26 protein-coding genes and 1 pseudogene are annotated in these 25,187 nt (G+C 72.4%); 15 read left to right on the forward strand and 12 right to left on the reverse strand.

Going from position 1 to position 25,187, the window contains the following annotated elements:
• Positions 1 to 102: 102 nt before the first annotated feature.
• Complete coding sequence (locus tag MOTC310_RS01030; protein WP_331300505.1) at positions 103 to 1,086, reverse strand: GlxA family transcriptional regulator; 984 nt, start codon at positions 1,084 to 1,086, stop codon at positions 103 to 105.
• 53 nt (positions 1,087 to 1,139) lie between these two features.
• On the opposite strand from MOTC310_RS01030, the gene MOTC310_RS01035 reads away from it, so the two are divergent.
• The 4 genes from MOTC310_RS01035 (at position 1,140) to MOTC310_RS01050 (ending at position 3,722) form a co-directional block, all read left to right on the forward strand.
• A complete protein-coding gene (locus tag MOTC310_RS01035; RefSeq protein WP_331300506.1) occupies positions 1,140 to 1,862 on the forward strand; it encodes a DJ-1/PfpI family protein in 723 nt (240 codons plus the stop codon).
• Positions 1,863 to 1,872: 10 nt separating this feature from the next.
• Positions 1,873 to 2,271 (forward strand): nuclear transport factor 2 family protein, encoded by a 399-nt coding sequence (locus MOTC310_RS01040; protein WP_331294332.1) that lies wholly within the window; start codon positions 1,873 to 1,875, stop codon positions 2,269 to 2,271.
• 47 nt (positions 2,272 to 2,318) lie between these two features.
• A complete protein-coding gene (hspQ, locus tag MOTC310_RS01045) occupies positions 2,319 to 2,657 on the forward strand; it encodes a heat shock protein HspQ (protein WP_331300507.1) in 339 nt (112 codons plus the stop codon).
• Positions 2,658 to 2,741: 84 nt separating this feature from the next.
• Positions 2,742 to 3,722 carry a DUF4424 domain-containing protein gene (locus tag MOTC310_RS01050; RefSeq protein WP_331300508.1) on the forward strand — a complete coding sequence of 327 codons (981 nt, stop codon included), beginning with the start codon at positions 2,742 to 2,744 and terminating at the stop codon, positions 3,720 to 3,722.
• A 102-nt stretch (positions 3,723 to 3,824) separates the two neighbouring features.
• Here the strand turns inward: MOTC310_RS01050 and MOTC310_RS01055 are convergent, their stop codons facing one another.
• A complete protein-coding gene (locus tag MOTC310_RS01055) occupies positions 3,825 to 4,550 on the reverse strand; it encodes an invasion associated locus B family protein (RefSeq protein ID WP_331301443.1) in 726 nt (241 codons plus the stop codon).
• Between MOTC310_RS01055 and MOTC310_RS01060 the strand changes: the two genes are divergently transcribed.
• The 3 genes from MOTC310_RS01060 to MOTC310_RS01070 all read left to right on the forward strand — a co-directional run bounded on the left by MOTC310_RS01060 (position 4,438) and on the right by MOTC310_RS01070 (position 5,889).
• A complete protein-coding gene (locus tag MOTC310_RS01060; RefSeq protein ID WP_331300509.1) occupies positions 4,438 to 4,707 on the forward strand; it encodes a hypothetical protein in 270 nt (89 codons plus the stop codon). The two genes, MOTC310_RS01055 and MOTC310_RS01060, sit on opposite strands and share 113 nt — an antisense overlap.
• 43 nt (positions 4,708 to 4,750) lie before the next feature.
• The gene (locus MOTC310_RS01065) at positions 4,751 to 5,383 is read left to right on the forward strand and encodes a hypothetical protein (RefSeq protein WP_331300510.1); all 633 of its coding nucleotides are present in this window, start codon (positions 4,751 to 4,753) and stop codon (positions 5,381 to 5,383) included.
• 161 nt (positions 5,384 to 5,544) lie between these two features.
• Positions 5,545 to 5,889, forward strand: a complete 345-nt coding sequence (locus MOTC310_RS01070) for a hypothetical protein (RefSeq protein WP_331300511.1) — start codon at positions 5,545 to 5,547, stop codon at positions 5,887 to 5,889.
• A gap of 373 nt (positions 5,890 to 6,262) precedes the next feature.
• Here MOTC310_RS01070 and MOTC310_RS01075 read toward each other — a convergent pair.
• Positions 6,263 to 7,384, reverse strand: a pseudogene (locus MOTC310_RS01075) (FAD-dependent monooxygenase); the annotation flags it as partial.
• Positions 7,385 to 7,513: 129 nt separating this feature from the next.
• Complete coding sequence (locus MOTC310_RS01080) at positions 7,514 to 8,398, reverse strand: alpha/beta fold hydrolase (protein ID WP_331294328.1); 885 nt, start codon at positions 8,396 to 8,398, stop codon at positions 7,514 to 7,516.
• 98 nt (positions 8,399 to 8,496) lie between these two features.
• Here MOTC310_RS01080 and recG point away from each other — a divergent pair, with 98 nt between their 5' ends.
• Entirely contained in the window at positions 8,497 to 10,716 is a 2,220-nt protein-coding gene (gene recG / locus MOTC310_RS01085; protein WP_331300512.1) for an ATP-dependent DNA helicase RecG, read from the forward strand.
• 285 nt (positions 10,717 to 11,001) lie between these two features.
• On the forward strand, positions 11,002 to 11,325 hold the full coding sequence (locus MOTC310_RS01090; protein ID WP_331294326.1) for a hypothetical protein: 324 nt from the start codon (positions 11,002 to 11,004) through the stop codon (positions 11,323 to 11,325).
• Between the two features lie 186 nt (positions 11,326 to 11,511).
• On the opposite strand, the gene MOTC310_RS01095 is transcribed toward MOTC310_RS01090, so the two are convergent.
• Positions 11,512 to 12,306: a DUF502 domain-containing protein gene (locus MOTC310_RS01095; RefSeq protein ID WP_331294325.1), complete on the reverse strand. Its 795-nt coding sequence runs from the start codon at positions 12,304 to 12,306 to the stop codon at positions 11,512 to 11,514.
• 111 nt (positions 12,307 to 12,417) lie between these two features.
• Entirely contained in the window at positions 12,418 to 13,353 is a 936-nt protein-coding gene (locus MOTC310_RS01100) for a sugar kinase (RefSeq protein WP_331300513.1), read from the reverse strand.
• Positions 13,354 to 14,084: 731 nt separating this feature from the next.
• Here MOTC310_RS01100 and MOTC310_RS01105 point away from each other — a divergent pair.
• Positions 14,085 to 15,038 carry a PAS domain-containing protein gene (locus MOTC310_RS01105; protein ID WP_331300514.1) on the forward strand — a complete coding sequence of 318 codons (954 nt, stop codon included), beginning with the start codon at positions 14,085 to 14,087 and terminating at the stop codon, positions 15,036 to 15,038.
• 241 nt (positions 15,039 to 15,279) lie between these two features.
• Here MOTC310_RS01105 and MOTC310_RS01110 read toward each other — a convergent pair whose 3' ends face one another.
• On the reverse strand, positions 15,280 to 15,708 hold the full coding sequence (locus MOTC310_RS01110; RefSeq protein WP_020093268.1) for a Ros/MucR family transcriptional regulator: 429 nt from the start codon (positions 15,706 to 15,708) through the stop codon (positions 15,280 to 15,282).
• Between the two features lie 634 nt (positions 15,709 to 16,342).
• Between MOTC310_RS01110 and MOTC310_RS01115 the strand changes: the two genes are divergently transcribed.
• Positions 16,343 to 17,755, forward strand: a complete 1,413-nt coding sequence (locus tag MOTC310_RS01115) for a DUF4105 domain-containing protein (RefSeq protein ID WP_331300515.1) — start codon at positions 16,343 to 16,345, stop codon at positions 17,753 to 17,755.
• 69 nt (positions 17,756 to 17,824) lie between these two features.
• Here MOTC310_RS01115 and MOTC310_RS01120 read toward each other — a convergent pair whose 3' ends face one another.
• Entirely contained in the window at positions 17,825 to 19,054 is a 1,230-nt protein-coding gene (locus MOTC310_RS01120; RefSeq protein ID WP_331300516.1) for a serine hydrolase domain-containing protein, read from the reverse strand.
• Positions 19,055 to 19,410: 356 nt separating this feature from the next.
• On the opposite strand from MOTC310_RS01120, the gene MOTC310_RS01125 reads away from it, so the two are divergent.
• Together MOTC310_RS01125 and MOTC310_RS01130 are read left to right on the forward strand one after the other, a co-directional pair.
• Positions 19,411 to 19,737 carry a DMT family transporter gene (locus MOTC310_RS01125; RefSeq protein ID WP_331300517.1) on the forward strand — a complete coding sequence of 109 codons (327 nt, stop codon included), beginning with the start codon at positions 19,411 to 19,413 and terminating at the stop codon, positions 19,735 to 19,737.
• Positions 19,738 to 19,876: 139 nt separating this feature from the next.
• Entirely contained in the window at positions 19,877 to 20,503 is a 627-nt protein-coding gene (locus tag MOTC310_RS01130) for a cell wall hydrolase (RefSeq protein WP_331294319.1), read from the forward strand.
• 74 nt (positions 20,504 to 20,577) lie between these two features.
• Here the strand turns inward: MOTC310_RS01130 and MOTC310_RS01135 are convergent, their stop codons facing one another.
• Positions 20,578 to 20,850 carry a hypothetical protein gene (locus tag MOTC310_RS01135; RefSeq protein ID WP_331294318.1) on the reverse strand — a complete coding sequence of 91 codons (273 nt, stop codon included), beginning with the start codon at positions 20,848 to 20,850 and terminating at the stop codon, positions 20,578 to 20,580.
• An 87-nt stretch (positions 20,851 to 20,937) separates the two neighbouring features.
• Between MOTC310_RS01135 and MOTC310_RS01140 the strand changes: the two genes are divergently transcribed.
• Positions 20,938 to 21,129: a hypothetical protein gene (locus MOTC310_RS01140; RefSeq protein ID WP_331300518.1), complete on the forward strand. Its 192-nt coding sequence runs from the start codon at positions 20,938 to 20,940 to the stop codon at positions 21,127 to 21,129.
• A 196-nt stretch (positions 21,130 to 21,325) separates the two neighbouring features.
• The gene (locus MOTC310_RS01145) at positions 21,326 to 21,733 is read left to right on the forward strand and encodes a hypothetical protein (RefSeq protein ID WP_331294316.1); all 408 of its coding nucleotides are present in this window, start codon (positions 21,326 to 21,328) and stop codon (positions 21,731 to 21,733) included.
• Positions 21,734 to 21,978: 245 nt separating this feature from the next.
• On the opposite strand, the gene MOTC310_RS01150 is transcribed toward MOTC310_RS01145, so the two are convergent.
• From MOTC310_RS01150 to MOTC310_RS01160, 3 genes are all read right to left on the reverse strand, one after another.
• Positions 21,979 to 22,524, reverse strand: coding sequence for a transglycosylase SLT domain-containing protein (locus MOTC310_RS01150; protein WP_331300519.1), 546 nt, complete (start codon positions 22,522 to 22,524; stop codon positions 21,979 to 21,981).
• Positions 22,484 to 23,527 carry a flagellar hook-length control protein FliK gene (locus tag MOTC310_RS01155; protein ID WP_331300520.1) on the reverse strand — a complete coding sequence of 348 codons (1,044 nt, stop codon included), beginning with the start codon at positions 23,525 to 23,527 and terminating at the stop codon, positions 22,484 to 22,486. Before MOTC310_RS01155 ends, MOTC310_RS01150 begins: the two co-directional genes overlap by 41 nt.
• Positions 23,528 to 23,949: 422 nt before the next feature.
• Positions 23,950 to 25,170: a chemotaxis protein gene (locus tag MOTC310_RS01160; RefSeq protein WP_331300521.1), complete on the reverse strand. Its 1,221-nt coding sequence runs from the start codon at positions 25,168 to 25,170 to the stop codon at positions 23,950 to 23,952.
• Positions 25,171 to 25,187: the final 17 nt, after the last annotated feature.

The raw sequence follows: 25,187 nt of genomic DNA on the forward strand, positions 1-25,187 counted from the left end.
CTTCGCCCTGCCCCGCTCCCGAACGGGGACATCCACGACCATCGCGACGGCGTGCGCGAGACGATCCTGGCGGCCCTCGAACGCCGCGACAGGTCTGACCCCTCACCCGCCGAACCGCGCCCGGTACTCCTGCGGCGTCGCCGCGACGTGCCGCAGGAAGCTGCGCCGCATCGTCTCCTCGGAGCCGAAGCCGCAGGTCCGGGCGACGCGCTTGACCGGCTGCGCCGTCTCGGCGAGCGCCCGCCGGGCCGCCTCGACCCGCAGGCGCTCCACGGCCCTGGCCGGGGTGAGGCCGGTCGCCTCCAGGTAGTGCCGGCTCAGGCTGCGCGCGCTCATCCCGGCTGCCGCGGCGAGCGCCGACAGCGACAGGTCGCCGGACAGGTTCTCGGCGATGTGGGCGTGGAGCCGCCCGAACCGCTCCTCGCCCGCCTGCAGGGCCAGCGCCGCGCTGAACTGCGCCTGCCCGCCGGGGCGCTTGAGGAACATCACGAGGTGGCGCGCCACCGCCAGGGCGGTCGCGCGGCCGAGATCCTCCTCGACCAGCGCCAGGGTCAGGTCGATGCCCGCCGTGACCCCCGCCGAGAACCAGACCGGGCCGTCGCGCACGAAGATCGGGTCGGGCTCGATCCGGGCGCGCCGGTAGCGCGCGGCGAGCGCCCCGCAATGCTTCCAGTGGGTCACGGCCCGGCGCCCGTCGAGGAGCCCCGCCGCCCCGAGCAGGAACGCCCCGGTGCAGACCGACGCGACCCGGCGGGCCCGGCCCGCCCGGGCCCGCACCCAGGCCACCAGGGCGGCGTCGTCGCAGGCCGCGACGACGCCGGGACCTCCCGCGATCACCAGCGTGTCCACCGGCGCGTTGGGATCCGGCAGCGGCTCGGCCACCAGCCGCAGGCCGGCCGAGGCGGTGAGCCCCGGGTCGCCGGCCGCGATCACCCGCGGCGCGTAGGGCATCCCGGCGCCGCCGTGCTCGTTGGCGGTGGCGAAGACCTGGAGCGGCCCGGCCACGTCGAGGAGCTGCACCGCCGGGAAGGCCAGCACCTCGACCGGGCGCGGGAGATCTGGCGAGAAACGAGGGCTCTTTGGCATTTCGGCCAGATCCTGACGCGCTAGGGTCTGCCTGTCCACCACGGAGGCCCGGCATGATCCCGCCCGACACCCACCTGCAGATCGGCTCGCTCCTGTTCGAGGGGCTGGACCAGATCGACCTCACCGGCCCGTTCGAGGTCCTGTCCCGGGTGCCCAACAGCACCTACCGGGTCTACGCGCCCGGCCCGGACCCCGTCCGCGACGTCCGCGGCCTCCGGATGCTGCCGGACGCCACGCTCGCGGAGGCCCCGCGGCTCGACGTGCTGCACGTCCCGGGCGGCACGGGCCAGGAGGCCCTGATGCGGGACGCGGCCGTGCTCGGCTGGATCCGCGACCAGGTGGCCGGGGCCGGCCACGTCCTCTCGGTCTGCACCGGCGCCCTCGTCCTCGGCGCGGCCGGCCTGCTGGTCGGGCGGCGGGCCACGACCTACTGGAACGCCGTGCACCTGCTCCCGTTCTTCGGCGCCGAGCCGGTCGACGCGCGCGTGGTGATCGACCGCGACGCGGACGACCGCACCTGGGTGTTCGCGGCCGGCGTCACCGCGGGCATCGACGGCGCGCTGCAACTCGCCGCCGCGCTGCGCGGCGAGGAGGTCGCCCGGACCATCCAGCTCGGCATGCAGTACGCCCCCGAGCCCCCCTTCGACAGCGGCACGCCGCGCACGGCCGCCCCGGCCATCGTGGCGCGGGCGCGGGCGGCGGCGGCCGACATCACGGCCCGGCGCGAGGCCACCGCCCGGGCGATCGCGGCCGAGCTCGGCATCCGGATCCCGTAGGAGACCCGCTATGGACCTCACCCACGTTCGCGCCTTCGCGGCCGCCCTGGCGGCGAAGGACCGGGACGCCATGCTGGCGCAGATGGCCGAGGCGGCGGTGCTCAACACGCCGCTCGCCGCCGAGCCCGTGCGCGGGAAGGCGGCGATCCGGCCGGTGGTCGACGCCCTGCTGGCGGCGGTCGACGCCTTCGAGATCCGCGAGATCCTGGAGGGCCCGACGCACGCCGCCGCCTTCTTCGGCGCGACGGCCGGCCCGCACCGGCTCGACGGGATGGATTACTGGCGCCTCGACGCGGCCGGGCGCATCGCCGAGATGACCGTCCTGTGGCGGCCGCTGCCGGAGGCGATCGCCGTCCGGGACCGCCTCGTCAGCGCCGCGGAAGCGCGGACATCCGCCGCGGCCGGGTGACACGATCCGTCATCGGACCTATCTGTCCGATCTGGACGGGTTGAACCATGACGGACGTAACACTGAGAACCGCGAAATTCGCGATCGGCGCCGTGGTGCGCCACCGGATCTACCCGTTCCGGGGCGTCGTGTTCGACGTCGACCCGGTGTTCGACAACACCGAGGAATGGTGGCTGTCGATCCCCGAGGAGGTCCGGCCGCGCAAGGACCAGCCCTTCTACCACCTCCTCGCCGAGAACGCCGAGACCGAGTACGTGGCCTACGTGTCGGAGCAGAACCTCCTGCCCGACACGTCGGGCGAGGCCCTGCGCCACGCCGGCATCGCCGAGATGTTCGAGCGCGACGCGGGCGGCGCCTACCGGATGCGCGACCGCGCCACGAACTGAGCCGGTTCCGGGTCGTCAAGAACCTGGCAAGCCCGCCGCGCTAGCCTCCCGCGACGGCCGGTGCCGTCGCACGGGCCCGACGCCATGATCCGCCCCGCCGCCGCGCTGCTCGCCGCCGGACTGCTCGCTGCCCCGGCCCGCGCCAACGACAGCGCCGCCGAGCTCGATGCCGGCGGCCTCGTCCTGCGGCGCGAGCCCGGCATCGCGCTGGCGAGCGAGGACCTGTCGATCGCCCCCGGCCGGATCAGCGTGGCGTACCTGTTCCGCAATCAGCTCCAGGAGCCGCGCACGGTCCGCGTCGCCTTCCCGCTGCCGCCGATCGACGGGCGCGAGCTCAGCTTCTCGGCCCTCGCGCTGCCGCATCCCGAGAGCCCGAACTTCGTCGGCTTCACCGTCACGGTCGACGGCAAGCCGATCGCGCCGGAGCTGGAGGAGCGCGCCTTCGTGGGCGAGCGCGAGGTGACCGACCTGCTGCGCCGCCACGGCCTGCCCCTGAATCCGCTGCGCTTCGACGCGATCAACGTGGCGGCCAAGCGCATCGGCGCGCCCGAATGGGCCGAGCTGGTCAAAGCCGGCCTGTTCCCGGACGCGGACGGCATGACCGAGGGCCTGTGGCGCGGCGAGGCGAAGTTCCACTGGCTGCAGACCTTCCCGGCCGGCCAGGAGGTCCGGATCGCGCACAGCTACGCGCCGGTGAGCGGGTTCCACCTCCTCGACCTCAAGGAGGCGGCCCGCGAGGGCTACCGGACGACCTACTGCCTGGACGAGGCGGGCCTGACCGGCATCCGGCGGCTGCTCGCGCGAGCGCCGAAGGACGGCGGCTACCTGCGCGCCGCCGTGGTGCCCTACATCGTGACGACCGCGCGCAACTGGGCCGCGCCGATCGGGCGCTTCACCCTGACGGTCGACAAGGGCAGCCCGGAGGCGGTGGCGAGCTTCTGCCGCACGGGCATCCGGAAGACCGGGCCGACCACGTTCCGCTGGGAGGCCCGGGACTACGTGCCCGACCAGGACCTGCGCGTGCTGATCGTCCAGCCGGGCTCGGGGCCCGCGGGGAAGCGGTAGAGCCCGCCGCCGGACGGATCCAACGCGAAGGGCCGGACCTCGCGGCCCGGCCCTCGACGACCCGCCAGGGGCGGGCCGGTGCACATCGCGTGTCCGAGTCGCTTACTTGGCGGCCGGGGCCGCGGCGCCGGCGGCCGGAGCGGCGCCCTGCTGCTGCTCGAGCTTCTTGCGCATGTCCTCGGAGCGCTTCTCGAGCTCGGCCTGGAGCTTCTTCTGCTGCTCCTCGAGCACCTTCGGGTCGATGGCCGGGCCGTCGAAGGCCTTGCCGAAGCCGGCCAGCGGCACCGCGAAGGTGACCTCGCGCTGGGTCTGGTTCTGGACCGAGACGTTCAGGGTCGTGCCCTTCTTCATCGCGGCGATCACGCCGGCATCGACGCCGCCGGCCTCGGCGAAGCAGCCGTTCGGGAAGCAGACCGCGAAGCGGCCGGCGGTCGCCGCCTGGCCGTCGACGCTGAAGCGGATGCCCGGCTGCAGCAGCAGGCCCAGCGGCAGCAGGTAGCGCACCACGCGCACCTCCTGCTTCTGGGCGGGGTTCTTCATCTCGTAGACCGCCACCGCCAGCACCGGCTGGCCCTGGTCGGACACGAAGTCGCGGGTCGTGTAGCAGATGTCGGTGCCCGAACCCTGGTCCTTGCCGCAGACCTTGGTCCAGTCGGCCTGGCTCGGCTCGGACTTCACGGCGACGATCTGCGGGCCCGTCTGGGCGGCCGGGGTGTTGGCGGCCGGGGTGCCCGGGGCGGTCGGCGCCGGCGCGGCCGGTGCGGGCGCGGCGGGCTTCTTCGGCTGCGCCAGTGCCGGCGCGGCCGCGAGGCCGGCGACGGAGATGATCCAGTCGGCGAGAGCCGAAACCGCGATCGAGCATAGAGCGGGGCTGCATACCGTCTCGATGACTGTGCCCGCGCCCGACGACGCGACTTCCCGGCCGCACGCGGACGGTCGCGAGTTTCCCGTATCTCAGGCGCGCGTGGTGGACATCAGCGTCTGAGCCTTGCTTATTCAGGCTGCTGTTCTGCGGCTGCGGGGACGGGGTGGGGGCGGCCTGTGCGGCCGCGCATCTCGACGCGCTGCCCCTGACCGCGGACGAGCGGGTCCTGACGCTCCTGCCCGGCCACGACCTGCGCGGCCTCGTGACCGGCCTCGGTGCCGCCCTGGCGGCCGGCGCCGGACTGGAGACCGTCCTGCCCTTCGACGAGGCCGGGTTCCGCGCCGCCCTGCTGCGGCCGGTGCCGACCCGGCTCGTGGTCCCGGCGCGGGTCGAATCGGCCCTCGCCGGCCTGCCGCTGCCCTGGACCGTCCGGGTCCTCGACGTGGTCCACCGCGCGCCCGCGCGGCTGACCCCGCGGAGCGCCGGGCCCGCGGGCCCGCAGCGCCTCGAGACCCTGGTCCTGGGCGAGGCGCTGGTGCTCACGCGCCCCGGCCCGGACGACCTCGCCGCGACCCTGGCCGAGCCCGGGCAGGCCTTCCTGCCCCGCGATCTCCTGGACCTCGCCGGCGGCGCCGGCGGCGACCTCGTCTGCCGGGGACCGGCCTGCGCAGCGGCCGCGCTCGTCCGCGGCGAGACCCCGGCGACGGATCCCCTGGCGTGGCGGAGCACGGGCTTCCGGCCGCTCCGCGCGGACGGCACGGTGACGGCGATCGCCGCGACCGCCCCGTCCGCCTGAACGGCGGACGATCGCCGGTTCATCCGCCACTCAGGCGGCGCGGATAATCTCGCATCTGCACACGAACCGACGGATCCGATCCGCCCGTTCGCGGGTTCTGCATCGGATTGTCGTGACGGCTATCTTTCCAAGCCGTCCCGGATGGAGTACCGCTCAAGCTTATGGGTGCGCTGCAACAAGTGCTCGTGGTCGACGACGGCGTCCGCGCCGTGGACCGGTCCCTCTCGGGCGAGCTGGCCAGCCTCGGATACGCGAGCGTGACCGCCTCGATGGAGGCGGCGGACGACGTCCTCGCCGTGATCGCGCGCCCGGCGGCGGTGCTGCTCCAGGCCCCCACCCGCCGGAACCCCACCTATGCCCGCCGCGCCGCTCGCCTCCGCGGCCACCTGCGCGACCGCGGCATCCCGGTGATCCTCATCGGCGATTCGGGCGAGGCCCGCGCCGGCGGCCCGGTCGATCTCGCGACCCGGCTCGGCGCCTACGTGGCCGCCCAGCCGGATCTCTGAGGCCGGTCCCCGCCGTCAACGCGCACGGACGGCTGCCCTGCCCGGCCGCGTGCGACGCGACGGAGGCCGCTTCCGGTGACGGCCGCCCAAACCCCGCCCCGGACATGTAGAGGCGACAGCGCCGCGCGCCTCGAGGGCGCCCTCCGGGGACCGGGCGCCGTCTGGACGGCCCGTTCGTCGCCTCCTCTGGCGCTCCGGCACCCCAGGCCGGGGACGCGAATCGGACCGCCGTCGCCCGGGACGGGGCCGACAGCCGAACCCGTCCGTGCCGAGAGACGTGCGGGTTCCCTCTCCGGCACGGGAGAGGGCGCGCGCCTGTCCCGACCGGAGACGCCTCTCCTCCGGGCTGTTTGCGCGCCGATCGGGAGCGGCCCTAGCGCGCCGCCCGCATCAGCTCCGGCGCGCCGATCCGGGGCAGCACGCCCTCCCGCATCACCAGGCGCCGCAGCGGCCCGAGCTGCGTCATCGCCAGCAGGCCGAGGCCGCGCAGCGCGTCCACCGGCAGCAGGTCGGTGAGCAGGCTGCGGTTGAGGAGATCGACCGCGGCGGTGCGCGCCGCCGTGTCGACGCGGCGCGCCCGCGCGTAGCCGTCGAGCACGGCGCGGGAGCCGGGATCGCGGCGGTCGCGGGCGGCGGCCAGCACCGCGTCGCGCAGGGTCGCGGCGTCGCGCAGGCCGAGATTGAGTCCCTGCGCGCCGATCGGCGGGAAGACGTGGGCCGCCTCCCCGATCAGCGCGAGCCGCGGGGCCACGGGGGTCGCCACCGCGAGGCCGCGCATCGGCACGAGGCCGCGGGGGCCGTCGACCCGCATGGCGCCGAGCATCGCCCGGGCCTGCCGCTCCACCGCCTGCCCCAGCGCCGCGTCGTCGAGGGCGGCGAGCCGCTGGGCCGCCCCCTCCCCGGTCACCCAGACGAGGCTGGACCGGTGGCCGCCCGGCAGCGGCACCAGGGTGAAGGGTCCCGACCGGGTGTGGAACTCGGTGGAGACGTCGCGGTGCGGGCGCGCGTGGGCCAGGATCGTGGTGATCGCGCTCTGCGGGTAGGTCCAGTCGCGCACGCGGACGCCGCTGGCGGCCCGCAGCGGCGAGCGGGCTCCGTCGGCCCCCACCACGAGCCGGGCCTCGACGCTGGTCCCGTCCGCCAGAGCGACGCGGGCGGCGGTCTCGCCGGCCACGGCGCCGGCGGCGTCCGCCTCGACCAGGGTCAGGTTGTCCTGCGCCCGGGCGCAGGCGCGCAGGCTCTCGACCAGGCGGGCGCTCTCGACGTTCCAGCCGAAGGCCTCGAGGCCGATCTCACCGGCGCGGAAGCGGGCCGGCGGCGGCCGGAACAGGCTGCCGGTGTCGTCGACGATCTGGAGTTCGCAGAGCGGGCTCGCGTGCGGCGCCACCGCCGCCCAGGCGCCGAGCGCCTCCAGGAAGCGCACCGACCCGTCGAGGAGCGCGACGGTCCGCCCGTCCGCCACCGGGGCGTGGCGGCCGACCAGCNCTTGGGAAATGGTCGGCACGAAGCAGCTTGAGCTCCGCACCCGCGACGGTATGTACATCCCAATCGGCACCGTGACGTTCACCCCGGGGGCGGACGCCACGCGGTTCGTCGTCACCCTCGTTCCGGGCCGGCGGCCGACTCAGCGCAGGAACGCCGCCAGCTCCGCGAGAACCGCGTCCGGCCGCTCCTCCTGGAGGGTGTGGCCGCAATCGAGGGCCCGGCCCGACACGTCGGTCGCCTTCTCGCGCCACGTCTCCAGCACGTCGTAGGTCCGGCCGACCACGCCCTTCGCGCCCCAGAGCGCCAGCAGCGGCGCCGCGATCCGGGCCTCCGCATCGGCGGCGTCGTGCTCCAGGTCGATCCCGGCCGCCGCCCGGTAATCCTCGCAGATCGCGTGGCGGCAGGCCGGATCCGAATAGCAGCGCAGGTACTCGGCGAAGAGCTCCGGCGGGGTCGAGCCGGGCGTCTTGGACTGGCCCTCGACGTGGTGGCGCAGGAAATATTCCGGATCGGCCCCGATCAGCGTCTCCGGCAGGGGATGGGGCTGGATGAAGAAGAACCACCAGAAATAGCGGGTGGCGAAATCCTTGTCGGTGCGCGCGTACATGGTCGCGGTGGGCGCGATGTCGAACAGGGCGATCCGCTCCACCGTCCGGCTGTGGTCGAGGGCGAGGCGGTGGGCGACGCGGCCGCCCCGGTCGTGCCCGACGACGGCGAAGCGCGCGTGCCCGAGCGCCCGCATCAGGGCCGCCGCGTCCGCCGCCATGGCGCGCTTGGAATAGGCGGCGTGGCGCTCGCCCCCCGGCGGCTTCGACGAATCGCCGTAGCCGCGCAGGTCCATCGCCACCACGGCGTGCCGCTCCGCGAGGCGCGGCGCGACGTGGAGCCACGTCGACAGGGTCTGGGGATGGCCGTGCAGCAGCAGCACCGGCGGCCCGGATCCGGCCGAGCGGGCGTTGATCGTCACGCCGGGCGCGGTCTCGATCCGGTGCCGGTCGAAACCCGGCAGGAAGTCGCGGGCCATGGATTCGGTCTCCGGGGTCGGTCTCCATCCTGCCGCACTGGCGCGCCGGGATGCACCGGATGATAAGGCGCCTCCGGCACCATGTCCGCCGAACCGCCATGACAGATGCACGCCCGACTCAGGACCCGGCCTTGAAGGATTCCGACGCGGCCGAGGCGCCGGAGGCGGAGGCCGCCCCCGCGCCTGCCGTCGCCCCGACTCTGCGGCCGAGCATCCTCGACCCGCTCTTCGCGCCGGCCCGCGCCCTGCCGGGGATCGGGCCGAAGATGGCGCCGCTCATCGAGAAGCTGCTCGGCACGCCCGAGCGCGAGGCCCGGGTCGTGGACCTGCTGTTCCACCTGCCCCAGGGCGGCGTGGCGCGGAAGCTCATGGGCTCGATCAGCGAGGCGCCCACCGGCGAGCCGGTGACGATCGGCGTCACGGTGGTGGCGCACCGCCCGGCCCAGGCCGGGCCCGGCCGGCGCCCGCACCGGGTGCTGGTGGAGGATCCCTCGGGCGAGATCTCCCTGGTCTTCTTCGGCATGCCCCGCGCCCGGGTGGAGAAGATGCTGCCGCTCGGCGCGCACCGCTACATCACCGGCCGGATCGACCTCTGGGACGGCACCCGCCAGATGGTCCACCCGTCCCGGATCGTGGACGAGGCGGGCCTGGCCGAACTCCCCGCCGTCGAGCCGGTCTACGGCGCCACCGAGGGGCTGACCTCCCGGGCGATCAACAAGCTCGCGGTCGCGGCCCTCGACCGGCTGCCGGTCCTGCCGGAATGGCAGGACGCGGCCTGGCTGGAGCGGAATCGCCTGCCCGCCTTCGCGGACGCGCTCCGCCTCGAGCACCGCCCCGAGGAGGCGCCCCCGAAGGCCGAGGACCCGCTCCAGCCGCCGCCCGCGACGCCGTCCCGGAAGCGGCTCGCCTACGACGAGCTCCTCGCCTCGCAGCTGGCGCTCGCCCTGCTGCGCGCCCGCCAGCGGCGCAAGGCCGGCCGGGTCAATGCCGGCGACGGCGCCCTGAGCGCCCGCCTCGAATCCGCCCTCCCCTTCGCGCTGACCGGCGCCCAGGCGCGGGCGGTGGCGGAGATCCGGCAGGATCTCGCGGCGCCCCGCCGGATGCTGCGCCTGCTCCAGGGCGATGTCGGCTCGGGCAAGACCGCGGTGGCGCTGCTCGCCATGGCCTCGGCGGTCGAGGCCGGGCGTCAGGCCGCGCTGATGGCGCCGACCGAGATCCTGGCGCGGCAGCATTTCGAGCGGCTGAAGCCCCTGGCGGGTCCCCTGCGCCTGCGCCTGATGACCGGCCGCGACCGGGCCGCGGAGCGGAAAAGCACGCTCGCCGACCTCGCCGCCGGCGAGATCGACATCCTGGTCGGCACCCACGCCCTGTTCCAGGAGGCGGTGACGTTCCGCGACCTCGGCCTCGCGGTGGTGGACGAGCAGCACCGGTTCGGCGTGCACCAGCGGCTGGCCCTCGGCGCCAAGGGCGAGGCGGTCGATTTCCTGGTCATGACCGCGACGCCGATCCCCCGCACCCTGGCGCTGACCTTCTTCGGCGACATGGACGTGTCGATCCTCGACGAGAAGCCCGCGGGCCGGCAGCCGATCCGCACCATCACGCTGCCGACCGAGCGGATCGACGAGGTCGTGGCCGGCCTCGCCCGGGCGATCGCCGGGGGCGAGCGGGTCTACTGGATCTGCCCCCTGGTCGAGGAATCGGAGTTCGTCGACCTCGCCGCCGCGGCCGAGCGCTTCGACGACCTGCGGAAACATTTCGGCGACGCGGTCGGGCTGATCCACGGCAAGATGCCGGGTCCCGAGAAGGACGCCGCCATGGCGCGGTTCGCCGCCGGGGAGACCAAGCTCCTGGTCTCGACCACGGTGGTGGAGGTCGGGGTCGACGTGCCCGAGGCGACCATCATGGTGATCGAGCACGCGGAGCGGTTCGGGCTGGCGCAGCTGCACCAGCTCCGCGGCCGGGTCGGGCGCGGCTCGAAGGCCTCCTCGTGCCTGCTGCTCTACCGGGGCCCCCTCGGGCAGGTGTCCCGGGCCCGGCTGGAGATGATGCGCGCGAGCGAGGACGGCTTCCGCATCGCCGAGGCCGACCTGAAGCTGCGCGGCGAGGGCGAGGTGCTCGGAACCCGGCAATCCGGCATGGCCGCGTTCCGGCTGGCGCGGCTGGAGAGCGACGCCGCCTTGCTGGAGGCCGCCCGCGACGACGCGCGGATGATCGTGGAGCGCGATCCCGGGCTGAAGAGCCCGCGCGGGCAGGCGCTGCGGGTGCTGCTCTACCTGTTCGAGCGGGAGGCCGCGATCCGGCTGATCGGGGCCGGATGAACGGATTCGTTCAGCTTCGCCCGGCTTTCCTGAACGGCCGGGGCCGGAAACGCCGCCGCTCGGCCGGATCGGTAATCCGATGCGGCAATGTCACAGGCGTTCCGAAAAGTTGAGCTCTGTCAGAGGCTTGGCGGGACCGTGCGGAAGCTTGGCGGCGCCGGGCTGGCGGTCCGGCGGGCGCCGGACAGGCCTCGTGACCTTGCATCAGCCATATTCTTCCCTTAACTGGAGATGAACGAATGGCCCGGTAAGCCGGGACATCACGGACGAATCTGGAGGACGGACATGTCGAACGGACTGTTCCAAGGCCTGCCGGGCTCCCACGAGATGGCCGGTGCCCACGCCCTGCCGACCGAGCCCTGGCTTCTGCCGATCTCGGATCGCGCCGCCGAGGCGGCGAGCAAGACCGCGGACGAGCTTCAGGCCGCCGTGCGCCGGGCGTCCCGGCCCTTCTGGCTGGCCGCCAACGGGCTCTGCATCGCGCTGGGGCTGGCTCTCACGCTGCAATGCGCGTCCGGCTGGGGCCCGGCGGCGCCGCGCAGCGCCGTGACGGTCGCGCAGGCGACGCCGCCGACCATCGCGCCGCAGACGGCCTCGCTGCAGCGCTGAGCCGCTTCAAGCAGCCCGACCCTTCAGGGCCGTCCCGCGCGAGCGGGGCGGCCTTTCTCGTGGCCGGCATCCGCCGTCGGGCGACCGGCCGTAGGTGCGGGGCGGACGATCACGCGGTGCCGCGCGCGTGGACGGAGCAACCGCTCGCGCGTCTCGATCAACGATCGAGCGCTTCGGGCCCGGCGCTCACGCGTCCTGCGGTTCCCGCCGCGGCACCGGGCCGCCGGCCTGCTGGGCCGTTCGCAGGGTGGCCGCCATGGCGTTGAGGCGTCCCTGTGGGTCCTCCGGCTGGATCACCCCGGCCGACATCACCAGCTTGGCGGCGTCGTCCACGCTGATGGCGAGTTCCACCACCTCCGCGCGCGGCAGGTAGAAGAAGAAGCCGGTGGTCGGGTTGGGCGCGCAGGGCAGGAAGACGCCGACGAGATCCTCCGCGGGCGCCCCCCGGGCCCGCAGCGCCCCCTCGACCTCGTGGGCCGCCGGGGCGGACAGGAACACCACCGACCACGTGCCCTTCACGGGGAACTCCACCAGCCCGACCGTCCGGAACGAGGTGCCGTTGGCCGAGAACAGCGTCTCGAAGATCTGCCGCAGGCCCTTGTAGAGGCCGGAGATCACCGGGGTCCGGGCCAGCAGGACCTCGCCGAACTCGATCACCGAGCGTCCGACGAGGTTCGCCGTGAGGAAGCCCAGCAGCGTCACCGCCAGGAACGCGATCACGAGGCCGAGGCCCGGGATCGAGAACGGCAGGTAATGGTCCGGCAGGTAGCTCGCCGGCACCAGCGGCTTCACGAACGAGTCGATCAGCGCGATGAACCACCACGTGATGTAGGCGGTGATGGCCAGCGGGCCGGCGACGATGATGCCGGTGAGGAAATAGGTGCGCAGCCGTCCGCGCGCGCTGACCCGCGTCTTCGGGGCACCGCCCGCCGCGGCGGTATCGGGCTCGGGAACCTGGATCGGCGGGGGAATCGGCGCCACGGGTGCCCTCTCGGCCGCACCACGCGCGGCGATGACGCTGCGAGGGTCGTCCCCCGCTGGTCAGAGAGGTAGCGGTTGCGCTTGCCCGCCTCAAGGGCGGCCCCGCGGCCCTCAGGCGTGCGGGCCGGGCGGTCGGGCGGCGGGGACCGGCATCGCGTCCCGGGGAATCACGGCGCCGCGATGCCCGATCACCGCTCCGGCCAGGCGATGCGCCTCGGCGGCGGCGGCTTCCGGCACCAGCCCGGCGATGCGCGCCGCGAGGTAGCCCGCCGCGAAACTGTCGCCCGCCGCCGTCGTGTCGACGACCCGCGCCGCGCGCCCGGCCGGCACGGCGGTGTCGGCCGTACCGTGCAGCACCCGGGCGACGGGGCCGGACCCGTCGGAGGCCTTCAGCACGATCTCGGCCCGTCCGCGGTGGCGCAGCACCTCGTCCGCGCCGGACGGGCCGAAGAGCCAGTCCAGATCCTCCGCCGAGGCGAAGATCACGTCGGCCAGCGCCAGGGCAGCGCGGAAGGCCGCCCAGGCCTCGTCCCGGTCGGGCCAGCCGCGGGGACGGTAATTGGTGTCGAAGGCGACCTGGCCGCCCCGGCCCCGCAGGCGCGACAGCGTCTCGAACAGGGCGGCGCGGCCGGTCTCGCCGTAGAGCGAGAGGCTGATCCCGGACAGGTAGACGAGGTCGTAGCGCTCCAGCTCCGCCTCCGTCTCGGCCGCGCCCGGCTCGGTGAAGAGGTCCCGGGCCGCCGCGCGGTCGCGCCAGTAGTGGAAGCTGCGCTCGCCGTCGGCATCCGTGCGGATGATGTAGAGTCCCGGCATCCGGCCCTGCAGGCGCCGGACCCGTTCGAGGCCGATGCCCTCGCGGCCCCAGGCCGCCGCCATCTCGTCGCTCCAGATGTCGTCGCCCAGCGCCGTCACGTAATCCACCGCGACGCCGAGGCGCGCGAGGTAGAGCGCGGTGTTCAGCGTGTCGCCGCCGAAGCCCCGGACCAGGTTTCCGTCCGGGCGTTCGGACAGTTCGACCATGCACTCGCCGATGCAGGCGACTCTCATGCGGTTTCTCCCCGTGCGCGACCTCGTCTCCCCGCATTGTTCGGCCCGACCTGTCAATCGCCGGCCTGTCTCCATCCCGGCCCGACCGAGGACCTACTCCCTCCCGTGGCGCGATCCGCTTCCGGGGCGCGCCGATCTGCGGACTTGCGCGCCTGTCGGGCGGTTCTCGATGTCTTCCTATGTCATTTCACGTCAAAATCTGATTGTATTAGAACTAATATTGTCCAAAAGCTCAGATAAAAACGTACAAAAACTCAAAAATAGAAGCCTTTGCCCGTTGATTTGGCTCGATAATCTCCCTGGCCGGGCGATTTTCCCGCGGGTCGATTCAAATTTGACACGGGACATGACGATTCTGAAACGCCCTATGCTCAACATCGCCTTCGCGGCAGGGACGTGCCCGAGCTGCCCGGGGGGCAGAGCTCGCTTCACGCCGTCGGAAACTTGTTTCCACGGAGATATAGAATTAAATCTGCCAACTTATAATAATACGTATGATTGTCACATGTTAAAATACGGACTTCGTGGAATAAATGCGGCTGTGAAATGACATCATGTATCCACTGGTCGTTATTTTCAGCTGAAATTTGAATTTTTATGCTGGAAAAATTCTCGTGGCCGAACGGAGGAAACGGTGATACGGCTCAGGCGGTGCTGAGATGTTTCATACTGCTTTAAGCGCTCTGACTTTTTCGTCGGGAGAGTTCCTGACTCTCACGGAAAGCCGGGGCATGAGCGGTGCCTGGAGCTGGATCTTCGCGGGCGGGGAGCAGGTCTGGTCCCCCGGGTTCTACCGGCTGCTCGGGCTCGTTCCGAATGCCGCGAGGGCGCGCTACGAGCTGTTGCTGAGCCTGATCCATCCGGAGGACCGGCATCTGATGCCGGCGCTCGCCGATATCCGGCAGGGGCACGTCCCCCGCGAGGTCATCGTCCGGGTGATCCGGACGAACGGCACGGTGCGCACCCTCTCGCTGACGATGGAGGTGCGCGTCTCGGCGGAAGGGCGCCCCGTCGCCCTCAACGGCACGGCGCTCGATGTGAGCGACCGCGAGCAGCTGGCGCGACTGCGCCAGGAGGAGCGCCGCCGACAGAGCGCGCTCTACCTCACGGAGCATATCGCGGCCTTCTCGATGGGGCCCGACCGCATCCGGGACATCCCGTTCGCGGTGGCCCAGGTCCACGGGCTCTCGCTGGAGGAGATCTGCGCCGAGCCGTACCTCCTGATCGTTCCCGAGGAGCGCGAGGTCTTCCGGGCGGCGGCCCTGGAGCAGATCGAGCGGCGGGCGTTCTTCCAGGGGAGCGCCCACGAGCGCCTCGCCACTGGCGAGCTCTGGCACTTCCGGATCCTGACGATGCCGGTCTGGGATCCGGATGGAACCTATCTGGGCCGCTGCGGGCTCAAATACCCCCTCCGCAACCACGCACCGCCCCTGATCGGCCTGCAGGAGGGGCTGGAGCATTGCGTGACCGGTCACCACCTGCGCGCCGCGCGGGCGCTCCTCGACTGGTCGATGATGGAGCTCGCCCAGGCGAGTGGCCTGTCGCATTCCACGGTGCGGCGTCTGGAAGAGGACAGCGAGCATCGGGGAAGCCGGTCCCGCCTGCACGCGGTCGAGGCGCTGCGCCGGGCGGGTGTCCGCTTCGTCCCCATCGATGACGGGACCCTGGCGGTCGCGCGGGTCTGAGCGCCCCCGCGCGGGTCTGAACGCCCCGCGCGGTCGACGGGCGCTCGTGGGGGCCGCCCTGCCCTCCCTTGCCCCGCGCGTTGGAGACCGGCTCCGCGCCGGTGCCCCCTGAGGGACCCTCGACGCAGGCGCGGAGACCGGACGGGCGGATCGGGCGATCCGCCGGCGGGCGCGTCCGCGCTCGTGTCCCGCGGCGGCCCGGACGGGGCCGCCGATCCAGGGCGGTGCGGGCCTGGCCGCCTCAGGCCGCCTTGTGTCCGAGCTGGATCGCCTTGGCGATCTCCGAGCGCTTGGCGGCGTAGCCCGGGGCCACCATCGGGTAGTCGGCCGGCAGGCCGTACTTCGCCCGGTAACGCTCCGGCGTGAGGCCGTGCGCCGTGAGGTGACGCTTCAGGGTCTTGTAGGACCGGCCGTCGATGAAGCTGATCAGGCCGTCCTGCTGGATCGAAGCCTCGATCTGCGCCGCCGTCGGGCCGGTCCAGCCGGGACCGGATCCCGAGCCGCCGCCCTGCAGCACCGATATGGCCGTGTGCACCTGGTCGATCAGAACCGGCAGGTCGCCCACGCCCACCGCATTCCGAGACACGTAGGCCGCGACCAGTGATGCCGTGCACTTGATCAGGTCTGTGTTCAGGTCCGAGGTCTTTTCGTTCAGATCGATGGTGTTCATGAATCCCACAGTACCGAAATTCGAGTCATGAAAACCGGCGCATCGATAAAACTGAGGCTAGGATCAGCTTTTAACGCCCAAGCATGCGCCGAATTGCTTCGAGTGTGCCAAGATTGGCGCGTAACTATACAAAAACTGTCTATTTTGTCTATACTTTATCTTAGGATGTTCTTTGAACATTTTCTGTTCTTGCGAGGCAACATGAGGTTGCCAGGCCGGCGGCGTCTCGCAAACAGTGCGCAATTTCGGCCTCCGGTCCGTGAGGCTGTCCGCGATGACTGCGAACGGCCGCGCGATGACGGGCTGCAGGGGCGCGAATCAGCGGCGGAGACAGGGACGGATCGCGGATGCCGCCCGGTTACGGGTCGATCGGACCGCGGCCTGCGTCCCTGCTGACCATCGGTCGGGCGGCGCGCGGCGGGATTCCGGGGGCCGTGGGGCCTCTCCACGGCCTCTCCGCGGGCGCTGACGCCGCGACCGGGCCGCGATTAACAAAGTTCTCAGGCAAGGCGTGGATCGTGCGCGCCGGGCGCGTCGCGAAACGCTCGCGCGTCGGGAGCCTCGTTCCGGCCGTGACGGCACGGCGGCATCCGTGCGAGAGGCTCGTCGACGCGCGCTATCGAGGGCGACCCCTATGTCCGGACCCTGTGCGACCACTATCCCGCGCGCGCTCTCCGCGCTCGAAGCGCCCGGACCGGGCGCCGCGGACGCGGTCGGCGGCCGGATGCCGCCCCTCTGGATGCTGCTCGTCGGCCGGGCCGCGGTCCGCCGTCACTGGCACCTCATCGCCGCCACCGGCCTGCTGTGGTCGTCGCTCGGCCTCCTGGTGGTGATCGATTCCCTCGACGGTGCGCTCCACGTCCCGGACCGGTGGTTCGGCCTGATCCTCCTGGCCGAGGGCGTGAGTTCCCTCCTCGTCGGCGCGTCCGCGATCGGCGCCGCGCGCCGCCTACGCCTCGCCAAGGGCGCGCTGCTGTCGGTCATGGCCGTGCTGATCATGATGGCCACGAAGCACAGCACCTTCCTGCTCGCCATGATCTTCGGCGTCGCCTTCGTGGCCGACGGCCTCGTCCGGATCACGATCGCCGGCCTGCTGAAATTCGCTGGCTGGCGGATGTCGGTCGCCCTCGGCGGCCTCAGCATCGCCTTCGGCCTGTTCCATCTCCAACCCTGGCCGACCTGGTACGCCGGCACGGTCGGCTACTGCATCGGCATGTTCCTGATCCTGAACGGCGCCAACCTCGCGCTGGTCGGGCTGCGCACCCGGCGCCTGGGCACCGCCGAGCCGGCGGTGTCGGTCGGCGGCGACGAGCCCGGCAGCCTGACGGTCTATGTCTGGACGCCCACCGGGCAGGCGACCACCCCCGCCGGCCAGCGGCTGATCCGGCGCTACGTCGCCTCCGTCGACAAGGCCGGGCGGTTCTCCACCGGCCACGCGGCCCTGCAGCAGGGCGACGACCTCTACGTCAGCCACTACCCCGCGGTGGAGATCGACCGCTCGCCCACCAACCTGCGCTCGAGCCTGCGCGCGGGCCCCGAGAACGACGTGCCCGGGCGGTTCCTGCCCTCGCACGCGGCGGAGGTGGCGGATTGGTGCCCGGCGACGGTGGCGGTGACGCTGAACGGCATCGACGCCGCCCGGCTGCGGGCGTTCTGGGCGCAGTACAGCCGCGACACCACCTACAACTTCATCAGCCGCAACTGCTCGACCACGGTGGCGCGGGCGCTGGACATCGCCGTGGAGGGGGCATTCAGCCGCGGCGGCCATCCCTGGCGTCGGCTCGCCGCGGCGCTGACCACGCCGGAATTCTGGGCGGCGGCCTTCCTGCGCAACGGGGCGCGGTCGATGACCTGGACCCCGGGCCTCGTGCTCGACTACACGCGGGCGCTGAGCGCCCTCGTGGACCCGGCCTCGCCGGTGCCGTCGATCGCCTGGAAGCGGGTCGGGTGGCGGCTCCTGCGCAACTGGCGGGCGCGGGACCTGACGCCCTTGAGCCCGATCGCCCGGAAGCCCTCCGTGCCGGGAGCCGGCCCGAGAGAGGCGTGATCGAGGCCTGATCGAGGTCTGATCCGGACCTGAGCGAGTCCTGATCGAAGTTCGACCCCGGTCTCCCGCTCAGGGGGCCTCGCGGGCGGCGGGGCGGCCGGCCGCGAGATCGCCCGCGATGGCCTGCATCACCGCCAGCGTGTCGACCTCGTCCTGCTCGGCGCCGTGGTCGCTGAGCTTCACGATCACCGTGCCGGTCGCGCGATTCACGTAGATGTACTGGCCGTAGACGCCGATCGCCGAGATGTCGTCGTCCTCGCCACCCGGCGCGTGCCACCACTGGGCCGAGTATTGCCAGCCGTCGACGTCGCGCCGCGCCGGCGTCATGATCCGCTCGATCCAGCGGCCCGGGATGATGCGGTGATCGCCCGACCGGCCCTGGTCGGCCACCAGAAGGCCGAGGCGGGCGAAGTCGCGGGCCGTCGCGTTGATGCAGCAGAACGCCTTCTCGATGCCGCCGGGCCGGTCGAGGTTCCAGGTGGCGTCGGCCTGGGCGCCCATCGGCTTCCAGATCCGCTCCGAGAGGATGTCGGCCAGCGGCTTGCCCTCGACCCGGGCGAGGATCAGGCCGAGCAGCTCGGTGTCGATGCTGCGGTAGCGGCCCTTGGTGCCGGGCTTGAACGCCAGGTGGGCGTTGTCGCGCACGAAGGCTGTCAGATCGCGCGTCAGGTACATCCCGGCGGTGCCGGTCAGGGGATGCCGGGGATCGTAGTTCTCCGGCACCGCGATCCCGCTCGCCATGTCGAGGAGGTTGCGCACGGTGATCTGGCCGAAGACGGCGCTGTTCCTCAGGTCGGGTAGGAGGGTGGAGACCCGGTCGGTCTCGGCGAGCTGGCCCCGCGCCACCGCGGCGCCGACCAGCAGCGAGACGATGGACTTCGCCACCGACCACGAGGGGAACAGCGTCTCCGGGCCGGTGCCCGCGCGCTGCCATTCGTGGATCAGGACGCCGTCCTGCACCACCAGGAAGGCGTTGGTGTGGGTCGCGTCCAGCACGGTCGTCAGCGGGACCGTCCTCCCCTTCCAGGGGACGCGGTCGAGGATCGGGCGCGGCCGCACCGGCAGGTCGCTCGCCCGGGCCGGGGCCTGGACGATCCGGCTCGGGAACCACGTGCCCACCGACGACGGCTCGATGACCGCGAGCGCCGTCAGGGTGACGGGGTCGGGGACGTTGATCAGCGCGGCGGCGGTCCAGGCGCAGCCCGCGACGGCCGCGCCGCCCGCCGCCGCGATCACGCCCCAGCGGCGGCCCCGGCGTGCGCGGGCCGGAGAATCCGGGATCGCCAAGGACGCGGTCATGCTGGGTCTGTATCGCTCTGGATCGTCGCGGTCGCGCGGCCGGCCTCGCGGCGAGGCGGCGCGCGGTCACCTTTATCCGGACGCCTTAACGAAAGCCCCAATCGGCCCGTGCCCGCACGCGCTGCCGGGCGCGGCGCACCGGATCCGTCGCCCGCGAAGCCCCGGTGCGCCGGTTCGGAAATGTTCACGGATCTGTGGCCCTGTGTCCGGCGGCCGCCGATGTCCCGCGGCCGATTCGACGCAGATTCGAGCCGGCCCAGCGCCTCTCCGTCTGCTCGGGCGTCCGATGCGAACCTGGTTCTCACGCCTCGCTGCCCGACTCACCCAGCCTGTGCAGCCCGAAAGTCCGCCGTGCCATGAATCCGTACCTGATCCTCGGGCTCGCCATCGGCGCGGAGGTGACCGCCACCCTGGCGCTGAAGGCCGCCGAGGGCCTCACCCGCCCGGGGCCGACCGTGATCGTGGCCGTCGGATACGGCACCGCCCTGTGGCTGATGTCGACCAGCATGGACATGCTGCCGATCGGGGTCGTCTACGCGATCTGGTCGGGAATCGGCATGATCGGCGCGGCGCTCGGCGGTGCGTGGCTGTACGGCGAGCCGATCAACCCGACGATGCTGGCGGGCATCGGGGTGATCGCCGTGGGCGTGACCATCCTGGCCGCCGGCCAGGGCCAGCACTGAGGTCGGGGTCCGGGCCGGTCCCGAAACGGGACGCCCTCGCCACATCCTCGCCGCGAACGTGCCGTCAAGCTTGGCCCTCGCCGGTCGGAGCGGAACACCGCCCGACGGGTCAGGCCGGAGGAGCACGGAGCGCGGATGCATGCGGGGTAGCGAGAGGACGAAGGTCGGTCCTGCACTGATCGTTCTGGCGGCGGCCGGCGGCCTGGGGGCCTGCAACACCGCGTCGCCGGTGCTCACGACGGGATCGATCCCCGACCGCAAGCCGCCGATGGTCGTCAGCGACACCGAGCGCGATTGTCTCGGCCGCGCCATGTACTTCGAGTCGAACCGGAGCGACAGCGACGGCCTGGTCGCCGTCGGCACGGTGGTGATGAACCGGCTCGAGAACGCGATCTTCCCGGGCGGCATCTGCGCGGTGGTCGGGCAGCCGGGACAGTTCGCGCCGGGCGTCCTCACCAAGCCGATGCAGGAGAAGGACCTGCAGAAGGTCGCCGACGCCGCCGACGCCGTCCTGGCCGGCGAGCGGCACCCGAAGGTCGGGAAGGCGATGTACTTCCACACCGCGGGCCACCACTTCCCCTACACGAACATGCACTACGTGGCCGTCGCCGGCGGCAACGCCTTCTATGAGAAGCGCGACAGGCGCACGGCCAAGCTGGACAAGCAGGAGAGGCCGGCGCAGCTGGACAAGCCGGCCACGCCCGCCCTGCCCGCGACGGCCCTGACCTTCGCGGCCGTACCCGCGCCGCCCGCCGCGAGCCCCTGATCGAGCCGGCCTGATCCGATCGGACCCGTCGCGATCCGGTCGCCGCGCGCCAGGGTCTCGGCGACGGGGTCCGGTCAGCCGGCCGCCGCATCCTCCGCGCGGGCCGCGCGGAGGGTCCGGGCCTCCTGCCGGGCGGCGGCCAGCACCCGCTGCCGGCTCACCGGCTCCCGCAGCGTCTCCCACAGACGGAGCAGCTCCAGCGTCGGCAGCGCGTCGCAATCCGGAAATGCGTCGCCGGAGGTGCACCCGGCTGCGTGTGTGGACTGGGGAAAGAAGATTTCCACCGGGCACCCCAGCGCCTCGGCCAGTCTCCCCAGCAGCGCGTCGGCCTGGACGGTCGGGATCATGGGGAATCCTGTTTCTGCGCGGGCGGTCGAACCGGATCCGTACCTTTAAGTTGTATGCTCGGCATTCAACCAGGTTACTGCGCCGCCATGTCCGACGACGACGGTTTTGACCGCATGGTGGAGGCGGCCATCCTGGCCCATCAACTCGTGGCCGCGCACGGCACGGAGACGATGCAGCTCCTGTCCCGGTTGCTGCTCCTGGAAATCGGGACGGAGATCGCGGCGCGACGCGGCACCGACCCGGCCGCCAACGACAATCCGGACGCCGCGGAGGATTAGAGCGCGCTTCGCCGGCACCGCCGCGGCCGGCTCTCACCGGGAGAACCGGTGCGACCCGTAATCCTTCGGGCCGTGCAATGGAGCGGGCGCCAAATCTGTTGATCGGCCCATCGATCCGAGCAGGCGGCATTTACAACGATGGATAACGGCCTAGCTTCTGGGTAGAAACTACCCACGAATCACGGATCCTGCGCCGATGATCGCCAAACGGGTAGCACTCGCTGGTGCGCTCCTCCTGCTGAGCATCACGCCCTCGCTCTCCCAGCTGCGCCGTCCGATGACGTGTACGGTGGAGGCGTCGACCGGTCTCGAGGGCGCCGCACCCGAAGGGGCGAAACCGCAGCCCCTCAAGGCCCGGACATTCTCGCTGGTCTCCAGCGGCGGCCTGCTGACCGTGATCTCGGCCGGACGCTCCGACTATTACGAGTGTCAGACCGCCTCGCCGCGGCTGAACGAGCGCACGCCGCGCAACGCGATCAAGTGCCAGAACGGCGTCTACTTCCTGCTGATCGATCTGAACAAGATGAACTTCGTCGAGGCGCAGCTCAATCCCGAGGATCGCAACGATATCAAGGTCAGCTACGGGAATTGCCGGACCCTGTAGGAGCGTCGCCCGGCCGCCTAGTCCATGTGGATCAGGATGTAGGCGGCGGCGACGACGGCCGTGAGGGTGAGGGCGACCAGCAGCGCCGTCTTCCCGGACGGCCCGTCCGGCGGGTCTGGGTCGTCGGTCATGCGGCTCCTCCAGGCCGGTGAACTGACGGGGCCTCTGCCGAAAGGCCCCGGTCTGTCCCTTGGTTCCCCGTCCCGCTCCGGTCCGGGGCCGCCCTCCCGGCCTCGCAGGGCCCATCACCGGCAGAAATGCGCCGCAGCCGGCGTCCACTGGCCGAAGCCCGTCGCGACCATGTTCGCCACGACCCGGCAGATGTAGATCCTCTGCGCCGCGTTGTTGTGCGGGCCGGCGTGATAGCGCGCCACGGCCATCGTCCAGCTGCCCTCCCGCTGCTTCAGGTCCCTGAGGAATTGCGTCGCGTAGTCCACGTTCGCGTGCGGGTCGATCATGGCCTCGACCGAGGCGAATTTGCCGCCGTGATAATGGTGGTTGATCTGCATGCAGCCGAGATCGATCAGGCGCGCGCCCCTGCGGCGCGCCGCGGTGAAGTGGGCGAGCACGTCCTGGGGACCGGTCGCGAAATAGGCCGCCCCTTCGATGTTCATGGCATAGGGCTGGAGCGACCCGCGCTTGCCCGTCTCCGTGAGGCCGACCGCGTAGAGCACGCCGAGGGGCACGCCGTAACGGGCCGAGGCACGGCCCATCTCGGCCTCGCACACGTTCGCGGCGACCGGGGCGGCGCTACAGATAAACGCCGCCGTCACGAGGACGCACCGTCTCATCCATCCGCTCCACGTCGCGTCCGTTGATCGCCGGCCGCTGCTCCGCCTGCCGCTGCCCGCCCCCGCCGTGACCCGACCGGGGACCGCCGTCGGTGAAGGCGGATTGGCCCTGTGACTGTGATCCTCCCGCGGAAGGCCCGGCGTCACCCGGGCGAACCGGCCCGACGGTGATCTCGGGCCGGTAGTGGGCCTGCTTGAGCAAGTCCGTGAGGATCGCCGAATCCCTCTGCAGCATCGCTGCCGTCTCGGGGCGCGAGGCGCGCAGGTGCGTCTCGAGCTGGCCGTTGGTGAGCCGCAATTCCACGGTGACGGTTCCAAGGTCCTCCGGCCGGAGCTGGATCTTGAGCACCCGCAGCGGTCCGTCCGGAGCCGTGGGGATCGCCGGATCGGCGCTGACGCGCAGCTCCGGTTCGGCCGCGGCCGCGCGCTCGATCCCGTCCTTGATGGCCGCCGCGATCGTCGGCAGGGCGGGGGCGAGTTGGCCCGGCCCGGTCCCGGATCCGTAACTCCCGCCCTGGACGGGATCGCCCGCCGGCCCCTGGCGGCCGGTGGCGGCGAGGACGGTCCTGGCGATCCCGGAGCGGGAACGGCTGTCCGCGCCGGTCGCGAGGTCTCCCTCCACGTCGAGCCCCGTTGCAGCGGCGCTGGCCGTCGCGGGCCCGGATCGCGGCTCACGATCGGTGTCGAGAGGGACCGCCGCCTTCGCCGCGGCGGCGACCTTGTCGGTCAGCGCGATCCAAGCCGGCTGAGACTTGGCGGCAACCGGATCCGGCGACCCGGAGCGGCCGGGTTGAAGCTGCGCGTCCGCCGCGTCCGCCGCGTTCGGGGCGGCCGGCAACGGGGACGGCGCCGATACGGGGGCCGCGCGTGCGCGCCGGGCCGCATCGGGGAGGACGGGCCTGAAGTGAACCGCCCGGTCGAGCACCTCGACCTTGAGGGGGCTGCCCGGGTTCGGCCCGGCGCGCGGTGACGCGTCCGCGCCGGCCGCCTCGCCGTTCCCCACAAGCGTGATCTCCGGGGCCGCGTCGGGTCCCACCGGGGAAGCTGCGGACGGGGCCGCTCTCGGAGCGTCGGTTCCGTGACCAGCCACGGTATCCGGAACGGCCGACGAGACGGCGCTCAGGACCTCGGCCAGCGCCGCGGCGGCGTTGCTGGGATCGACCGGCGACGGCGGCGCCTCGGACGCCGCGCCTGCCTCGGCCCTCGGGTCCGTCCCGGACGCGCCGTCCGATCCGCCCGCCTCACCGGTTTCGGTCTCGGATCGAGGTGCGGTCGCTCGCCCCGAGACCGCGCGCAGAACCAGGTCAAAGGCGCTCCGTGCCCCCGGATCAGGCAGCTTCTGAAGGTCCCCCGCGGAACATTGGGACGGGGCGGGCTCCCGATCGGGTTTGGGGCGCGGTTTCTGGACCGCGGCGGAGATCGTGTTCACGGGGTCGCCCTGCTGAGCATCAGATCGATCCGGTCGATCGTGGCTTGCGCCTTCGGGATCAGGCTCGCGGGCCCGTCGGCGGGATCCGGCGCGGTCCGCGCCGGCCTCGAGGCGCTGTCGGCCTCCGGCAGGCCGGGCTGACCGGCGAGCCCGCGCCCGATCTCCTCGGCCGTCGACAGGGCCGTGTCGAGGAGGAGCTGGTCGCGGGACGTGAGCTTGGCCCGGTCGAGGGATCGCAGCGTTCGCGACCCCGATTGGAACGTCGCCAGGTTCACGATCTCGGCGGCCGCCCGGTAGAGCTGGCCCTGGATCGCCTCGGCGCTTCCGGGCGCGCAGAGCGCGAGGGCCTTCTCGCTGGCCCGTAGCGCCGAGGCGGTCTTGCCCTCTTGGATCGCCGCCCGGGCGACCAGCAGATACAGGTCGCGCCGGCTGTCGGGACGGAGTTCGTTCAGGATCCTGTTGAGGGTCGCGAAGCGCGCCTCGTCGTGGCCAACATCGAACTGGGTCAACTGATAGGCCAGTCGCTGCCGGAAGTTGCCCGCGTAGATCGAGTGCGGGAACCGGCGCAGGTATTGAATCGTCAGCGCCTCGAACTTCCTCAGGTCGCCGGTCTGGCCGAGGGTGAAGATCTCGCGGCGCAGGGCACCCTCTTCGGTCAGGGTTCCCGGCAACAGCAGCCGAACGTGATCGAGCAGGGCGATCGCCCGGACCGGCTGCTCCGTCACGGCGAGCGACGCCTGCGTCAGGCCGATGGCGCCCGCCAGCGTCGGGGGCAGGTCGGTCGTGTCGACATCCTGGAGCAGGCGCTTCGCCTCGGCTTCCCGCCCCTCGACATAGGCGAGCGCGCCGCGCGCGAGCGTCGCTTCGGGCTCACCGAGGCCGTCCCGGGCCGTCAGGCGTCGCAGGATGGCCGGACCGCCGCCGCTCAGGGCGAACGTGATGGCGGACCGGAGATTGTTCCGGTGGCCCCAGATTTCGGGCGGGGCGCCCAGGAGATCCGCGTTGATCCGGGCGATCAGGAGCGGCTGGCTCTCGTGGGCGGCCAGGGAACCGGCGGCGACCCGATCCTGCAGGAGCTGGAGGGTGCGCACCCAATGCACCGGATCCCCCGTCCCCGCCTGCGGCTCGGCGCCCGGGCCGGTCGACGGCCCGGGTGCAGGTTCTGCGGCGACGGGGCCCGCTGTCCCTGCGATGAACAGGCCGAGGGCGGCCGACACGATCCGAGCGATCCCGG

Origin of the sequence: Methylobacterium oryzae (assembly GCF_036441375.1) — a bacterium.
GTDB lineage: Bacteria > Pseudomonadota > Alphaproteobacteria > Rhizobiales > Beijerinckiaceae > Methylobacterium > Methylobacterium oryzae_A.

Bases quoted from the DNA above. Each gene is read 5' to 3' on its own strand.
- MOTC310_RS01090 (WP_331294326.1), top strand. From the start codon at position 11,002: ATGTCGAACGGACTGTTCCAAGGCCTGCCGGGCTCCCACGAGATGGCC.
- MOTC310_RS01125 (WP_331300517.1), top strand. From the start codon at position 19,411: ATGAATCCGTACCTGATCCTCGGGCTCGCCATCGGCGCGGAGGTGACC.
- MOTC310_RS01110 (WP_020093268.1), bottom strand. From the start codon at position 15,708: ATGAACACCATCGATCTGAACGAAAAGACCTCGGACCTGAACACAGAC.
- MOTC310_RS01120 (WP_331300516.1), bottom strand. From the start codon at position 19,054: ATGACCGCGTCCTTGGCGATCCCGGATTCTCCGGCCCGCGCACGCCGG.
- MOTC310_RS01040 (WP_331294332.1), top strand. From the start codon at position 1,873: ATGGACCTCACCCACGTTCGCGCCTTCGCGGCCGCCCTGGCGGCGAAG.
- MOTC310_RS01150 (WP_331300519.1), bottom strand. From the start codon at position 22,524: ATGAGACGGTGCGTCCTCGTGACGGCGGCGTTTATCTGTAGCGCCGCC.
- MOTC310_RS01035 (WP_331300506.1), top strand. From the start codon at position 1,140: ATGATCCCGCCCGACACCCACCTGCAGATCGGCTCGCTCCTGTTCGAG.
- MOTC310_RS01145 (WP_331294316.1), top strand. From the start codon at position 21,326: ATGATCGCCAAACGGGTAGCACTCGCTGGTGCGCTCCTCCTGCTGAGC.
- MOTC310_RS01130 (WP_331294319.1), top strand. From the start codon at position 19,877: ATGCGGGGTAGCGAGAGGACGAAGGTCGGTCCTGCACTGATCGTTCTG.
- MOTC310_RS01105 (WP_331300514.1), top strand. From the start codon at position 14,085: ATGAGCGGTGCCTGGAGCTGGATCTTCGCGGGCGGGGAGCAGGTCTGG.
- MOTC310_RS01115 (WP_331300515.1), top strand. From the start codon at position 16,343: ATGTCCGGACCCTGTGCGACCACTATCCCGCGCGCGCTCTCCGCGCTC.
- recG (WP_331300512.1), top strand. From the start codon at position 8,497: ATGACAGATGCACGCCCGACTCAGGACCCGGCCTTGAAGGATTCCGAC.
- MOTC310_RS01070 (WP_331300511.1), top strand. From the start codon at position 5,545: ATGGGTGCGCTGCAACAAGTGCTCGTGGTCGACGACGGCGTCCGCGCC.
- MOTC310_RS01135 (WP_331294318.1), bottom strand. From the start codon at position 20,850: ATGATCCCGACCGTCCAGGCCGACGCGCTGCTGGGGAGACTGGCCGAG.
- MOTC310_RS01100 (WP_331300513.1), bottom strand. From the start codon at position 13,353: ATGAGAGTCGCCTGCATCGGCGAGTGCATGGTCGAACTGTCCGAACGC.
- MOTC310_RS01030 (WP_331300505.1), bottom strand. From the start codon at position 1,086: ATGCCAAAGAGCCCTCGTTTCTCGCCAGATCTCCCGCGCCCGGTCGAG.
- hspQ (WP_331300507.1), top strand. From the start codon at position 2,319: ATGACGGACGTAACACTGAGAACCGCGAAATTCGCGATCGGCGCCGTG.
- MOTC310_RS01050 (WP_331300508.1), top strand. From the start codon at position 2,742: ATGATCCGCCCCGCCGCCGCGCTGCTCGCCGCCGGACTGCTCGCTGCC.
- MOTC310_RS01140 (WP_331300518.1), top strand. From the start codon at position 20,938: ATGTCCGACGACGACGGTTTTGACCGCATGGTGGAGGCGGCCATCCTG.
- MOTC310_RS01080 (WP_331294328.1), bottom strand. From the start codon at position 8,398: ATGGCCCGCGACTTCCTGCCGGGTTTCGACCGGCACCGGATCGAGACC.